General features: G+C 53.6%; 9 protein-coding genes. 8 read left to right on the top strand and 1 reads right to left on the bottom strand.

All coding sequences use genetic code 11. The annotated features are described in order from the left end of the window. Positions 1-8: 8 nt before the first annotated feature. Together IPN95_21705 and IPN95_21700 are read left to right on the top strand one after the other, a co-directional pair. Positions 9-1,511: a hypothetical protein gene (locus IPN95_21705; GenBank protein ID MBK9451983.1), complete on the top strand. Its 1,503-nt coding sequence runs from the start codon at positions 9-11 to the stop codon at positions 1,509-1,511. A 13-nt stretch (positions 1,512-1,524) separates the two neighbouring features. Beyond that, positions 1,525-10,017 carry a PKD domain-containing protein gene (locus IPN95_21700; protein ID MBK9451982.1) on the top strand — a complete coding sequence of 2,831 codons (8,493 nt, stop codon included), beginning with the start codon at positions 1,525-1,527 and terminating at the stop codon, positions 10,015-10,017. A 187-nt stretch (positions 10,018-10,204) separates the two neighbouring features. Here IPN95_21700 and IPN95_21695 read toward each other — a convergent pair whose 3' ends face one another. Beyond that, positions 10,205-10,591 carry a hypothetical protein gene (locus tag IPN95_21695; GenBank protein MBK9451981.1) on the bottom strand — a complete coding sequence of 129 codons (387 nt, stop codon included), beginning with the start codon at positions 10,589-10,591 and terminating at the stop codon, positions 10,205-10,207. A gap of 318 nt (positions 10,592-10,909) precedes the next feature. On the opposite strand from IPN95_21695, the gene IPN95_21690 reads away from it, so the two are divergent. The 6 genes from IPN95_21690 (at position 10,910) to IPN95_21665 (ending at position 15,620) form a co-directional block, all read left to right on the top strand. Further along, positions 10,910-11,827 carry a hypothetical protein gene (locus IPN95_21690; protein MBK9451980.1) on the top strand — a complete coding sequence of 306 codons (918 nt, stop codon included), beginning with the start codon at positions 10,910-10,912 and terminating at the stop codon, positions 11,825-11,827. An 8-nt stretch (positions 11,828-11,835) separates the two neighbouring features. Then, on the top strand, positions 11,836-12,324 hold the full coding sequence (locus IPN95_21685) for a hypothetical protein (protein ID MBK9451979.1): 489 nt from the start codon (positions 11,836-11,838) through the stop codon (positions 12,322-12,324). 70 nt (positions 12,325-12,394) lie between these two features. Further along, the gene (locus IPN95_21680; protein ID MBK9451978.1) at positions 12,395-12,634 is read left to right on the top strand and encodes a hypothetical protein; all 240 of its coding nucleotides are present in this window, start codon (positions 12,395-12,397) and stop codon (positions 12,632-12,634) included. After that, positions 12,631-12,921: a type II toxin-antitoxin system RelE/ParE family toxin gene (locus IPN95_21675; GenBank protein ID MBK9451977.1), complete on the top strand. Its 291-nt coding sequence runs from the start codon at positions 12,631-12,633 to the stop codon at positions 12,919-12,921. The genes IPN95_21680 and IPN95_21675 overlap by 4 nt, the downstream gene beginning before the upstream one ends. Before the next feature lie 8 nt (positions 12,922-12,929). Next, positions 12,930-14,714: a serine/threonine protein kinase gene (locus IPN95_21670; GenBank protein ID MBK9451976.1), complete on the top strand. Its 1,785-nt coding sequence runs from the start codon at positions 12,930-12,932 to the stop codon at positions 14,712-14,714. A gap of 360 nt (positions 14,715-15,074) precedes the next feature. Further along, the gene (locus IPN95_21665) at positions 15,075-15,620 is read left to right on the top strand and encodes a hypothetical protein (protein ID MBK9451975.1); all 546 of its coding nucleotides are present in this window, start codon (positions 15,075-15,077) and stop codon (positions 15,618-15,620) included. Positions 15,621-16,070 lie beyond the last annotated feature (450 nt).

Here is a 16,070-nt window from a genome sequence, read left to right as displayed (position 1 = left end):
TTTGCCTGATGAAATCACTCCTGACCGGAATCTTTGTTGGCTTGCTCCTCTGCACGCGCGGATGGGCAATGCCTGCCGGTCAATTTGAATTCTTTGCAGATTCACTCACGGGAAACCAAGGTTCGCAGGTGATTGTGCCCATCAGGGTGAATCATTTTGATTCCATCATTTCCGTGCAGGGAACAGTTGCTTTTGACAGCGCGGTGCTTGCATTTGTCGGCGTTCAAAACATGAATTTGCCCAGCATGACCAATGCCAATTTCGGGACTTCGTATGTTGTCAATGGCAAGCTGACATTCTCCTGGAATGAAAACAATCTCACGCCAATTTCAATTCCCGACGGCAGTGAAATCTTTGGCGTTGTCTTTCAATTGGTTGGTAGTCCAGGTTCAGAATCTCCCGTTGCGATCACAGCGATTCCTACCCTCATCGAAGTTGTCAACTGGGCATATACGCCGATACCTTTTGTAACGCGGAGCGGCAATGTCCGCATCAACGTCCCCACGGTCTGCGAAATTCCGGATTCGTTGAATGCGACCGGCGTGTTGCAAACACAGGCGCATTTGCAATGGCATTCGACCAATCCCGGTGCCAACTACTTCCTCGAATGGGGTATTTGGGGCTTTACGCCGGGTTCCGGCCTTGGAAACGCATCCGGCACCTCCCAACAGGGCAACAATACTGTGTTGGTTTCGAACCTGCAGGCGGGAGGGACCTTTGAATTTTACGTGCAGGAAGAATGCGACAGCCTGAATACGGTGAGTGCAGGTCCGTTTGGATTCGCGACGTTGGCACCTGCCGCAGCAGTGACCATTTTCGGAGATTCGATTGAAGGTCCTTCCGGTGTAATGGATACGATTTACATCCGTGTTTTGGGCTTTCAGGACATCATCAGTGCACAAGGGACCTTGTCTTGGGATGCGGGCGTGGCCACTTATGGGGCTGTGATTCCGCTGTTGCCCAATATGTCCTTGTCCAATTTTGGCTTGACCGCTGTCGCCCAAGGAATTGTGACCTTTTCTTGGAACGATCCGAGCCTGATTGGCGTCAATCTTGCAGACTCTGCAGCGATGTTTGGTTTGCAGGTCCTCTACGTCGGCGCTGCCGGGGCGGCCTCCGATGTAGATTTCGTCCAATCTCCCACGCCTTGGGAATTGGTAGATGTCAGTTTCAACACGGCGCAATTGACCCTGCTTCAAGGTCATCTTTTGGTCACAGGTTCCGGAACCGGAATAGCCGCGGATCCATCCTTTGCCGAAGTTCAAATTTATCCCAATCCGGTTTCCGCTGATCGCGGCCGGTTTACAGTGTTTTCCGGTAGCGGTTTCCCCACGGTACAGCATGTATCCTGGATGAACGGCTTGGGCCAATCTTTCCCCCTCGATTGGATTTGCACTGGAAATATGATCGAATGCCAAATCCCTTCCGAAACCGCCTCAGGTTTTGGGTTCCTGAATGTCGAAACCGACGCAGGGCACTTTTTGAGAAAAATTGTTTTCGACAGACCTTAATTCCACGTTTGACATGAAAAAAATCTTGACATTTTTGAATTCGAAGGTTCCTTCCCTCAAAGGGTGGATCGCTTGTTTGCTCTTGTTTTTTGCCGCCACTCAGGCCAAGGCCACGTTCACGATCTGGGCCGACACCGTCAGCGGCACCAATGGCTCGCAGGTGGATGTAAGCGTAAAGGTGCGTGAGTTTACCGACATTATTTCACTTCAGGGCACATTTCAGTGGAACGTGGCTGTCGCGACTTACAACAGCACCGTTGCCTACAACTTGCCGTTTTTGTCCGGATCCAATTTTGGAACCGCACAAATCGGAACCGGTAGGCTGACCTTTTCGTGGAATGACAACAACGTCACCGGCATCACGGTGCCGGCAGGCACGACGATTTTCAAAATCAGGTTTAATTTGGTGGGTTCAGGTGGCTCAACCACACCGGTTTCAATCGTCAATTCTCCGACGCCGATTGAGGTGGTCGATCTGAGTTTTGCTCCTATACCTTTTGTGGTCAATCCCGGGAAAATTGACGTGACAGGTGGTGGTGCTTGCGCGATTACCAATCTCTCGGCTGGTACGCAAACAGCTTGCAATCCAGGGACCAATACCTATACGCAGCAGGTCACCGTGACCTATAACAACGCGCCTGGAACGGGAACGCTGAATGTCGCCGGACAAAGTTTTGCCATTACAAGCAGCCCCCAAACCGTGACTTTGACCGGTTTGACGGCCAACGGCGCTGCGGTCAACGTTACATCCAATTTTTCGGCATCGCCGGGTTGTGCCTTGACTGCCAATAACTTGTTTACAGCCCCGGCTTCTTGCTCGTCGGGCATTTTTAAGATATTTGCGGATTCTGTCAGTGGAAACACCGGTTCGCAAGTAGATGTTCCCATCCGTGCAAACGAATGGACCAATCTGATTGCAGCGCAGGGCACGGTTTCCTGGAATACCTCCATCGCAACCTACAACAGCATGACCTTTTTTGGATTGCCAAGTATGTCGCTGTCCAATTTCGGGACGACGCAGGTGGGAACGGGTAAACTGACTTTCTCTTGGAATGACCCCACATTGATCGGTGTCACAGTTCCTGACTCGGCGATCATTTTCACCATCCGATTCAACATTGTGGGCACACCTGGCTCACAAACCCCTGTTTCTTTCGTCAACACACCTACGCCGCTGGAATTCACCGACAATTCGTTTACGGTCATTCCGCATACCACCCGCAACGGAAATATCCGGGTGAATGGCTCGGTTCCGCAATTCAAAATCTTTGCGGATTCTGTTCAAGGCCCGACACTTACCACGGTGGATCTTCCTGTGCGCGCCAACGACTTCAATAACCTCATTGCGATGCAAGGTACGGTAGATTGGGGCGGCACAACGGTGGCAACCTACAATAGCATCCCATTTTTTGGCCTTCCCAACATGTCGCTCTCCAACTTCGGGACGACGCAAATCGGCACGGGAAAACTGACCTTTTCTTGGAATGATCCGACACTTGTGGGGGTCACCGTCCCGGATTCGGCGATTTTGTTTACGGTACGGTACAACTTGGTGGGCGCGCCAGGGGCAGTCACGCCGGTCACCTTTGCCAATACACCCACACCACTGGAATTTACCGACAATACCTTCGCTGTCATCCCGCATACCACGCGCAACGGCCAACTCAAGATCGTGGCCGCAGGAAATACAATCACCACTGGAACCGTAACAGGTTCGCCCTTCTGCGCCGGCGCCACTTTCAACCTTCCTTTCACCATTACCGGGCCGTATATTGCCGGCAACGTTTTTACGGCGCAGCTCTCCAACGCCTCGGGTAGTTTTGGTTCGCCAGTGACGATCGGCACGCTTGTGAGCACGACTGCAGGCACCATTGTTTGCACAATTCCCGGCGGTACCGCCACGGGAACAGGCTACCGGGTACGTGTCGTTTCCAGCACCCCTGCGATCGTGGGCAGCGACAACGGCGTAAATATCACGATCAATGCAATTCCTGCGACGCCGACGGTTTCGGCCTCCGGTCCGCTGACATTCTGTGCACCGGGTACGGTCGTACTCACGAGCAGCAGCCCAACCGGGAATGTTTGGAGTCCGGGTGGCGCGACGACACAAGCTTTGACGGTGTCGACAAGTGGATCCTATACGGTATCGGTGACAACGTCAGGATGCACCTCAGCAGCCTCTGCGCCAGTGGTGGTGACGGTAAATGCAGCGCCATCGACGCCCACAATCACACCTTCGGGGCCAACGACATTTTGCGCAGGTGGTAGTGTCAACTTGACCTCCACGGCTGCGACTTCCTATCTGTGGAGCCCCGGTGGGAGTACAGCGCAGAGTGTGAGTGTGAGTGCGAGCGGTTCCTACACCGTTCAAGTGACGGGTAGCAATGGTTGTACAGCAACCTCTGCACCTACGGTGGTCACGGTGAATGCTTTGCCCGCAACACCGACGATCACGCCCTCCGGCCCAACGACCTTTTGTGCAGGTGGAAGTGTCACGTTGACATCCACGGCTGGCACAAGTTATCTCTGGAGCCCCGGCGGAGCGACAACGCAAGCGATTTCGGCGACGACTTCAGGTTCCTACACGGTCCAAGTCACCAATGGTGCAGGTTGCACTGCTACCTCAGCACCGACGGTCGTGACGGTCAATCCACTTCCCGCAACACCTGTAATCACAGCTTCCGGTCCGACGACCTTCTGCGCTGGCGGAAGCGTCACGCTGAACAGCAGCAGCCCCGTCAACAACGTCTGGACACCGGGCGGCGCTACGACGGCTTCGATTTCAGCGACGACGAGTGGCACTTATTCGGTTGTCGTCAACAACGGCGGCTGTACTTCTTTGCCTTCGAATAGCATTACGGTCACCGTAAATCCATTGCCTTCGACGCCCGTCATTACGCCTTCCGGTCCGACGACCTTCTGCACGGGCGGCAGCGTGACCCTGACTTCGACCGCAGCGAATGCCTATCTCTGGAGCCCTGGCGGGAGTACAGCGCAGAGTGTGAGTGTGAGTGCGAGCGGTTCCTACACCGTCCAAGTGACCGATGCCAATGGTTGTTCGGCGACGTCCGCACCTACGGTGGTGACGGTCAATCCACTTCCCGCAACACCTGTGATCACGGCATCCGGTCCGACGACCTTCTGCGCTGGCGGAAGCGTAACGCTGAACAGCAGCAGCCCCGTCAACAACGTCTGGACACCAGGCGGTGCTACCACAGCTTCGATTTCAGCGACGACGAGTGGCACATATTCGGTTGTCGTCAACAACGGCGGCTGTACTTCTTTGCCTTCGAATAGCATTACGGTCACCGTAAATCCATTGCCTTCGACGCCCGTCATTACGCCTTCCGGTCCGACGACCTTCTGCACAGGCGGCAGCGTGAACCTGACTTCGACCGCAGCGAATGCCTATCTCTGGAGCCCTGGCGGGAGTACAGCGCAGAGTGTGAGCCTTGAGCGCGAGCGGTTCCTACACTGTCCAAGTGACCGACGCGAATGGTTGTTCGGCGACGTCGGCACCTACGGTGGTGACCGTCAATCCACTTCCAGCAACGCCTGTGATCACGGCATCTGGTCCGACGACCTTCTGCGCTGGGGGAAGCGTCACGCTGAACAGCAGCAGCCCGTCAACAACGTCTGGACACCGGGCGGCGCCACAACAGCTTCGATTTCAGCGACGACGAGCGGTACCTATTCAGTTGTCGTCAACAACGGCGGCTGTACTTCTGCGCCTTCGAATAGCATTACGGTCACCGTAAACCCATTGCCTTCGACGCCCGTCATTACCCCTTCCGGTCCGACGACCTTCTGCACGGGCGGCAGCGTGACCCTGACTTCGACCGCAGCGAATGCCTATCTCTGGAGCCCCGGCGGGGCGACGACACAAACCTTGAGCGCGACCACAAGCGGTTCCTACACGGTCCAAGTGACCGACGCCAATGGTTGTTCGGCCACGTCCGCACCTACGGTGGTGACGGTCAATCCACTTCCCGCAACACCTGTGATCACGGCATCTGGTCCGACGACCTTCTGCGCTGGCGGAAGCGTGACCCTCAACAGCAGCAGCCCTGTCAACAACGTCTGGACACCAGGCGGCGCTACCACAGCTTCGATTTCAGCGACGACGAGCGGTACCTATTCAGTTGTCGTCAACAACGGCGGCTGTACTTCTGCGCCTTCGAATAGCATTACGGTCACCGTAAACCCATTGCCTTCGACGCCCGTCATTACGCCTTCCGGTCCGACGACCTTCTGCACAGGCGGCAGCGTGACCCTGACTTCCACTTCCGCGAATGCCTATCTCTGGAGCCCTGGCGGGAGTACAGCGCAGAGTGTGAGTGTGAGTGCGAGCGGTTCCTACACCGTCCAAGTGACCGACGCCAATGGTTGTTCGGCAACGTCTGCTCCTACCGTCGTGACCGTCAATACCTCCGCAGTGACCCCTACAATAACCCCATCCGGCCCGACGACCTTCTGTACGGGTGGAAGTGTGACGTTGACATCCAGCGTAGCCAGCGGTTATGTTTGGAATCCCGGCGGCGCGACCACGCAAGGCATCACGGTCGGCACAAGCGGGACCTACACCGTGCAAATCACGGATGTCAACGGTTGTACTGCCACCTCAGCGCCAACCGTGGTCACCGTCAATCCAATTCCTGCGACACCTTCGATCACGGCATCTGGTCCGACGACCTTCTGTTCTGGCGGAAGCGTCACTTTGAACAGCAGCAGCCCTGTCAACAACGTTTGGACTCCCGGCGGCGCGACAACTGCATCCATTTCGGCGACGACAAGTGGCACATATTCTGTGGTTGTGAGCAATGGCGGATGTACTTCTGCGCCTTCGAATAGCATCACCGTCACGGTAAATCCTTTGCCTTCGACGCCAACGATCACGCCTTCCGGTCCGACGACCTTCTGCACGGGCGGCAGCGTGAACCTGACTTCGACCGCCGCGAATGCCTATCTCTGGAGCCCTGGCGGGAGTACAGCGCAGAGTGTGAGTGTGAGTGCGAGCGGTTCCTATACCGTCCAAGTGACCGACGCAAATGGTTGTTCAGCAACCTCAGCACCGACGGTAGTGACGGTGAATCCACTTCCCGCAACACCTACGATCACGGCATCTGGACCGACGACCTTCTGCGCCGGCGGAAGCGTGACCCTCAACAGCAGCAGCCCGAGCAACAACGTCTGGACACCGGGCGGTGCGACGACTGCTTCGATTTCCGTGACAACGAGCGGAACTTATTCGGTGGTCGTCGACAACGGGGGTTGTGTTTCTGCGCCTTCGAATGCCATCACGGTGACCGTGAATGCGGCTCCTGCCACACCTACCATCAGCGCATCCGGCCCCACCACGTTCTGTACTGGCGGATCTGTAACGCTGACTGCACCATTGGCAACGAGTTATCTCTGGAGTCCAGGCGGTGCCACCACACAGGCCATCACGGTCAGTGCCAATGGTTCTTACACGGTGCAGGTAACCAATGCATTGGGTTGCTCGGCAACTTCGGCGCCCACCGTTGTTACGGTCAACAGTTCGGCGGTGACGCCAACGGTAACGCCTTCCGGTCCGACGACCTTCTGTACAGGTGGCAGTGTCACCCTGACTTCCAGTGCGGCAAGCGGATTTGTCTGGAGCCCCGGCGGCGCCACGACGCAATCCATCAACGTTTCGACAAGTGGATCTTATTCGGTCCAAATCACCGATGTGAACGGCTGTACCGCTACGTCTGCACCTACAGTTGTGACCGTGAATCCTATCCCGGCAGCACCCAGCGTTACAGCGGGCGGTCCGACGACCTTCTGCGCTGGCGGAAACGTCGTCTTGACCTCCAGCGTAGCCTTGGGCAATACTTGGTCACCCGGCGGTGCTACGACACAGGCCATTACGGTGACCACAAGTGGTTCCTATACGGTGACGCAAACGGTATCGGGATGTACTTCCCCGGCATCTGCGCCTACCGTCGTGACGGTAAATCCGATCCCGGCAACCCCGACGATTTCGGCGTCTGGACCGACGACATTTTGCGCAGGCGGCAGCGTCGTGTTGACCAGTAGCAGCCCGACGGGCAACGTTTGGTCTCCCGGCGGCGCGACGACGCAATCAATCACGGTTTCTGCCAGTGGATCTTACAGCGTCCAAGTAACAACCTCTGGTTGTACATCGGCGGCCTCAGCCCCAATCGTCGTGACGGTGAATCCTACACCAGCCGCGCCTACGGTTTCCGCCTCAGGTCCGTTGACGTTCTGCGCAGGCGGAAACGTGGTATTGACATCCAGTGCGACATCCGGCAATACTTGGTCTCCAGGTGGCGCAACGACACAGGCCATTACGGTCACCACATCTGGATCCTATACGGTCACCGAAACAGCTTCCGGCTGTGTTTCAGCTGCCTCAGCGCCAGTGGTGGTCACTGTCACCCCTGCACCTGCCGGACCCGTGATCACACCCAGCGGCCCAACGACCTTTTGCGTAGGCGGCAGCGTAACGCTCACCTCCAGCGCTTCCAATGGTAATCTTTGGTCACCGGGTGGTGCCACGACGCAAGCAATTACGGTCAATACCTCCGGCACCTATACGGTGACGCAAACGGTTTTGGGTTGTACTTCGGCACCTTCTGCGCCTGTGACCGTCACCGTGAATGCTGTTCCTGCAACGCCTAGCATTTCCGCATCCGGCCCCACGACCTTTTGTGCTGGCGGATCGGTGACATTGACCAGTAGCAACCCTTCGGGCAACTTGTGGTCTCCTGGAAATCAGACGACGCAGACGATAACAGTGACCGCATCTGGAAACTATACCGTCATGGCGACGGCCTTGGGTTGCAGTTCGGCAACGGCCGTTCCAGTCACGGTAACCGTGAATCCGGTACCTTCGACACCTACTGTTTCAGCATCCGGTCCGACGAGCTTCTGTATTGGGGGCAGCGTCACCTTGACGAGTTCGAGCGCCACCAACAATACCTGGAGTCCTGGCGGAGCAACGACGCAGTCGATCACGGCATCAGCTTCAGGTTCCTACACCGTCCAAGTCAGTAACGGATTTGGTTGTACAGCGACATCGGCCCCGACGGTTGTCACCGCAAGTGCCCAGCCATCGACGCCGACGATTACGCCAAGCGGCCCAACGACATTCTGTGCTGGGGGAAGCGTAACGCTCACATCGAGCAGCGCAACCAACAATAGCTGGTCACCTGGCGGTCAAACCTCTGCTTCGGTTTTGGTGACTGGCAACGGTACCTACACCGTGGTCGTGACCAACCAAGGTTGCGCAAGTAACCCGTCTGCGCCGGTGACGATTACCGTGCAGCCACTTCCTGTTGCGCAATATACCGCGACCACGGCTGGCTTGAACGCAACATTCACCGACAACACCCTCAATACGCCGATTAGCTGGAGCTGGAATTTTGGGGACGGAAACACCTCCACCTTGCAGAATCCGACGCATACTTATGCTGCTGCGGGCAGCTACAGCGTCTGTTTGACAGCGACGAATGCCTGCGGAATCAATGTCAGTTGCCAAACGGTGACGGTTTGCCAGCCGCCGGCGGCAGCCTTCAGCAACACGGCCAATTTGCTGCAATTGTCGTTCGCAGATGCTTCCACGGGTGTACCGACTTCTTGGAGCTGGGACTTTGGTGATGGCGGAACTTCGACTTCGCAGAATCCAAGCCATACCTACGCTGCGCCCGGCACCTACAATGTCTGCCTCACAGCAACCAATGCTTGTAGCACAAGTACGAGTTGCCAGAATGTGACCGTCGTTTGTCCACCGCCAGTGGCTGGCTTTTCGACAATTGTCCTCGGCTTTCAAGCCAATTTCACCGTTCAGAGCACTTCTACAGGTACACCGACATATTCGTGGGACTTTGGCGATGGCGGCACGTCGGTGTTGTTCAACCCCAGCCATACCTACGCTGTCGGCGGATTGTACAACGTCTGCTTGACGATGACGACAGAATGCGGTACGGATACCTATTGTGATACCATTTCGGTGGCTTGCCCGACGCCTGGAACGGACTTTTCCTTTGCTGGAAACTTGTCGTCGATGGCCTTCACGGACTTGAGCAGCAATTCCCCGAATGCCTGGGCTTGGGACTTTGGCGACGGCGGGACGAGTACACTTCAAAATCCGACGCATGCTTATGCTGTGGTTGGCCTGTTTTATGTTTGTTTGACGGCAACCAATGATTGCGGAGCCTCAACGATGTGCCACGATGTGGATGTCATTTCCGGTGTGGAAGATGCCTTGGAATGGTCAGAAGTGGGGCTTTTCCCGAATCCTACACGGGACAGGTTCACGGTAGCCGGGACCACGGCAAAGCCGGGTGTCCTGCTGATTGAAGTGACTGACCTCTATGGTCGTCAATTGATCCATCATACCGCTCAGGCGGGGGCCAACTTCAGTGAGGAGATCGCTGTGGATGGGCTTGCGGCCTCGGTTTATATTGTGAAGGTGACACGCGGAGCGCAATCTCGCATATTCCGCTTGGTCAAAGAATAAAGTACTCCTACATTGATTCTCAGCCGATGGCGCTCAGCGATAGGATTTTAATCCTTGCTTGGGCGCCATCGCGTTTTTGGATCCGTCGGAAATGGAATGCAAAAACCTTCATTTTGGCAGTGATTCGCTCCGCCAAAATGAAGGTTTTTGCCGGCAATGCGATTGCCGGTGAACTCAATATTATCTACTATTTCAGCGCCTTCTCGAAAAAGTCGCGTACGTAGGCAATTTCCTGGTGTTCAGTCATTTTGTCTGCCGATTGGACGACAATCTTGATGTTGGCAAAATGCGCATCGTCGGCAAGCAGATTGTGCAGCTCCCGCTTGGCATCCGTGGGACCAAACAACAAAACGGAATCGTAATGCTGGATGATTTCGCCGAGACGTTTGTAATAATCCAGATGCTGATGGTGCTCCTTATTGTGCATAATATGTTCGCTTTTGCCCAAACTATCCTCTTTGACAGTCTGCGTAAACGCGGAATGCACGTGGAGCGTCTTCATTTCCGGCGCCAATTCGATCACATGCGCGTTGGCGTGATCCATCCAAATGCCTACTCTTTTTTCGATTTTCATCTTTTATTCCGTTTTAGAATGACAAAGTACCCTTTCTTTAAAGCCGAAGGAGTAACCTGACCATTGTCATGCAAAAGTGGCGCGGCGGAGGGAGGGAAATGTTACAGAATTATTGGAAAGAGTTGTAGAATCGGCAGGGGATGGGATTGTCCGCATCGTGAAGTAGGCAACCGAATTCATCGCGGCCTGCTTACCGGTATGGTGCAACTGTTCTGAAAATGATGGAAAGAGGGTTCTGATACTTGAAATTCTGAGAAAAAAACACGAAATTGATGCGGATTCCACCTTCTTAAGTCACCCTCTTCATGATTCAGGCACATGGCAAGTGAAATGCATTCATCCAGGCAGCTCAAGGAAAGCAGAAAATATGGAAATGATGCCGAAAACGGCGTGAAAACCAATTCGGGAGCAACAAAATCTCCGCCACAATTCAAACTCGAAGCTTCAAGCGCCCAAGGGCCCGAGGGAGCAGAGGTGGCCATTGATGACATACACGACGCCGGATTTGGCGTACGGATCAACCACGATCAGAAGACGCTGCAAATCGTGGCGAATGTCTACACAAGCACAGGTGCTGCGCATCTTCAAGCCCAACAGGCAGCGGCGACATGGAATGCGAAAACGAGTACAGCAGACGGGTATACCATCTCCTTTGACATGCAGGTGATTCAAGTGGAGAGGGTAACACAAGAGGAGGTGATGGCCACTTACCCTGACAAGGAATGGTATAATAAGAAAGGGAAGCTCAATCAGAGTCTGGTGAACAAGTACATCGTCGGACTCACCAGAATGAGGGCAGTGGATGCTGCTGAGGCTGACCCGATTGGGAAATCGTTTGCCGGCAACCAAGGGATGTATTCACGCGTCGTAGATGGCGAATCTTACGTAGGTGGACAGACCGGCAATGGAAAACACGCAGACATGAACACGCATCGCGAGAAGGGTGATTTGGGTGACAACAACGACCTCGTCGTGCACGAGTTTGGGCATTTCTTTGGATTGGATGACGAGGACGGTAACCACGATGGCACTACCGACGCTTATTACCCTGGCGACGGAGGTACGATGGAATACGAGGGAAGTGATCTGCACGATATTAGCGAGGCTGATGTTCAGACAATTCTGCGGTACGCCAAGGATGCCCTTGCATCTACCAAGGAAGGTGAGGAATCCCCCATTCGAATTCTCGAATCTGTTGGAATGTCAGATGGCAACAACCCCATCGGCTATAAATGAGTTGATGGATGAAGAAGTTGCTAGCGTATGCCTTTGCTTTACTGATTTCAATCTTGGCCCCGATGCAGGCCAAGCCTTGCAGTTGCATCGGGGAGGCAAATCCAAAGCAGGCGCTCAAGGCTGCAGACCGCGTATTTCGAGGCAAAGTTTTGCGCGTGGAAGCCTTCGACGTTCCCGTGACGTTGTTTGGGAGCGATTCCAACCATAAGGTACCCTTCAAGCGCTACACCATCCAAATTCAAAAGATGCTCAAAGGGAAGATGCTCCGAAGGCAGATTGCCGTAATCACCGGCGTGGGCCACGGCGACTGCGGATTCAACTTCACCGAAGGCAAGGAATACATCATCTACGCCACTTGGCGGACGCAATTCCTGAACGATGAACCGACCGTTCGGCGGTTCCTTTACACGGACATCTGCACGCGCACGACGGACGATGTGGAGGACGAGTTGAAGGCGATTGGGGCGGGGAATGCAGGCGTCTCCAACCGAAATTAGCTCATAGCCCGCCGGTTTGGTAGGAGGTGAATACTTGCGGATTACCTCGCGATCGCATATATTTGATTCCATGAAAGAGGTGATCACCATCGAGGAGCTTCGTGCAAGCATTTTTGAGCGTCTGACGAAAATTGCCAGCAAGGACATTTTGGTGCAGATTCATACCTTGCTTCAAACGGAAGAAGAAGATCGTGATTGGTGGGATGACCTATCAGTAGCCCAGAAAACAAGCATCGAGGCGGGCCTGGCAGATTTGAAGGAAGGCCGTCGGAAATCTCATGCCGAAGTCATGAAAAAGTACGGGATGTGAAGTGGACGGTTTTTCATTCGAAGCGATCCGAAGACGAACTGGAGCAAATCCGAGCTTACCTACATGATGAATTTGGCAAGGCATCCGCCAAGAAATTTCTTGAAAAAATCGACAAGGCAATTCGGAAGATCGAATCGCAGCCCGAATCAAACCCATCTACGAAAAAACACAAAAGCCTTCGCAGGTGCAGTATCAAACCCTATACCGTTATGTTTTACCAAATCGTTTTGGACGAAATCGAAATCGTCGCCATTGTTGATTCCCGTCGCGATTTCATAGATCCCTGAACCTTTCCATGCTCACTCCCAACACCGTCATCCAAAACTACCGCCTGGTCCGCAAGCTCGGCGAAGGCGGCATGGGCGAAGTTTGGCTCGCGGAGCATTTGACCATCGCGCGGAAGGTCGCCATCAAGGTCCTGCATGCGCAGTACGCGCGCAACCCGAAGATTCAGCAGCGCTTTCGCAACGAAGCGGCCACGCTTTCCAAGCTGAAGCATCCCAATATCGTGGCGCTGTATGACTTTATTGAAAGCGATTCCGACATCTACCTCGTGATGGAATATGTCGAGGGCCGCAATTTGGAGGAGGTGGTGCGCACCGACACGGGACCGATGCCCACGGCGAAGCTCTTGCAGATTTTCAAGCAGATTCTGTCTGCGGTGGGTTATGCGCATCAGCAAGGTGTGGTGCACCGCGACATCAAGCCCTCCAATTTTATGATCGGCGACGATGGCGTCGTCAAGGTCTTGGACTTCGGAATCGCCAAACTCCTCGAAGACGATCAGCACCTCACCAAGACCGGCCTTCGCATGGGCACCACCTTCTACATGAGTCCCGAGCAGGTGAATACCGAGGCGGTAGATCATCGCTCAGACATCTATTCCCTCGGCGTGACCCTGTTTTTCCTCGCGACCGGCAAGGCCCCCTACGAAGGCGAAACCTCGGAGTACAAGGTCTTCGATCAAATCGTGCGCACGCCGCTGCCCGCAGGGCGGACGGTGTACGTGGGCGTGGCCCCGGAGGTGGATGCGGTGATCGCAAAGGCGACGAAGAAGGCTCCTGCGGATCGGTTTCAGGGGTGTGGGGAGTTTTGGGAGGGGTTTGCGGCGCCGGCGAAACCTGTTTTGCCCAAAGAGCAACTTCCTTCAGCGGCAAATCGGTACCCGAATTGGAAACGGATCAGTGCATTGGCATTCCTGCTTGGATTCATTGTGGTCGCCGTCGTACTTGTTAGCAAAAATGTGAAGGGAACGGAACCAAACAATGCTTCGATCGCGCGTGAAAAGGCGATTGAGGATTCGCTTTTCAACGATTCCTTGTTGAGGGCAACAGTTGAGCGTGACAATCAGGATGTTGTAGCAGAATCGAAAGTACCGGAGAACGAAGTGCCACTTGAGGAGCAAAGTGACATTGACGGGGATGGAATCGAGGATTTGAACGACGCGTGTCCGAAAGAGAAAGGGAGCCAAGGAGAACAATGGCTGCCCAAAACGAGTCGAGATCATGATGGAATTTCTGACTCTCAGGATTTATGCCCAGATAGGTTTGGTAATCAATTGCATAGAGGTTGTCCCGATACTGATGGAGATGGAGTGTATGATGATCATGATCAGTGCATTACTCTAATTGGTACTAAAACGAATTATGGATGTCCCCTCAACGATTCTGATAACGATGGTTTGCCTGATACATCGGACAGATGCCCTTACGCAAAAGGAACAAAGGCAAACTTTGGTTGTCCTGATGGGTATTCCGTTGTGGAAGGCGATATCGATGGTGATGGCGTGACAGACAGATTGGACAAATGTCCGAATGAAAAAGGAACGAAGACGAATGATGGATGCCCTGATCAGCCTCAATTTGAAAATGAGGATAGTGATGGCGACGGAGTATCGAATCGAATGGACAAATGTCCCACTGCTAAAGGACTCATGGCGAATTCTGGTTGTCCAGAGGGATATCGGACGATTGATTCCGATCAAGATGGGGATGGCGTAGCAAACCTATTGGACAAATGTCCGAATGCCAAGGGAACCAAAAAGAATCACGGATGTCCCGATGGGTACAGAATCGACTAGGAAGCGACACTACTCTAGTGGCAGAAGCTGCCACTTTGATGAAATTGACGACTATTTGACGGTTTTTTCCCAAAAGAGAAATGTATTTTTCAGTTGAGGTTTTAGGGCATGAATGGCACCTTTATGAAGGGGAGAGACAAGGCTAACTACACATCGTCCGAGTCGTTCGCGCGACGCTGCATTAGGGGTGGGTGGGTTACATTGTGATTTCTCCATCAGTGGAAGCCTAGATTGGAGAGACCGTTGCCAAAGGAGTTGAGGAAACAATATCGGGACGAAACCATTATGAAAAAAAGCGATACCTTGTAAAAAGGTGACGATTCATCCACCTTCTAAGCTGGGAATCCTTAACTCTGCCCAATGTTAGTGAAAAAGCAAATTATGAAAAAGGGAACCATTGGAATCATTCTTCAAATACTGTTCTTCCAGTTATCATTTTGCCAATACTGGCAACCATTGTCAACAGGTGTTACGTCTACAGGCATACTGGGCGGGGTTTCTTGTATGGTTGTTTTCAATAACCAATTGATTGTGGGAGGCGTTTTTGATAACGCTGGAGGAGTTCCAACAAGTAACATAGCTTCTTGGGATGGTTCAAATTGGGCAGCTTTGCAGAATGGCTTATCGGGCCAACTAGGAACCTATCCAAGTATTGATTGCTACCCCTTGGCTGGAATAAATGGGTGTATAAATTCTCTTGCTATTTACAACAATGAACTCTATGCAGGTGGAAAATTTAGCAATGCAAGTGGCATAACGGTAAACAATATCGCCAAATGGAATGGCTCCTCATGGAGCGATGTTGGCGGAGGAATCAGATTTAACAATTCTAGCGGAGGTGCTGGCTCCTATATTTCCTCGATGGCCGTTTACAACAATGCACTTCACGTCGTTGGTCTTTTTTGATACCGCAGGTGTGACAGTAGTAAGAAACCTAGCCAAATGGGATGGGGTGAGTTGGTCAGATGTGGGTGGGGGCATAGGTGGGTCGTCAGTTCTAAAAACGGGAACGTTATTAGTGCACAGCAATTCGCTTGTAGTTGGAGGGTCTTTTGATACGGTTGGCAATGTCGCTGCCAATAATATCGCAAATTGGAACGGCTCTGCTTGGAGCACATTTGGCTTTGGCATACCTGACTACGGGGGCGGATTATATGACAATGGAGTAACTGACCTTGCGATTTTTGGCGGCAGCATATTTGCTGGTAATCGCACAACAGGAGTTTCATGGTGGAACGGAACTTCATGGCAATCCGTCGGGGGTGGCCTAAGCATGACCGGTAGTTCTGGAACCGCCTTACTCAGCAATTGTTAGCAATAATCAACTTGTTGTGGGTGCCTTTGGTAGTGCTGGAT

Source organism: Bacteroidota bacterium (genome assembly GCA_016718825.1).
Classification (GTDB): Bacteria; Bacteroidota; Bacteroidia; order J057; family JADKCL01; genus JADKCL01.
Note: the sequence above shows the minus strand (reverse complement) of the source record. Positions and strands in the feature narration are given on the sequence as shown.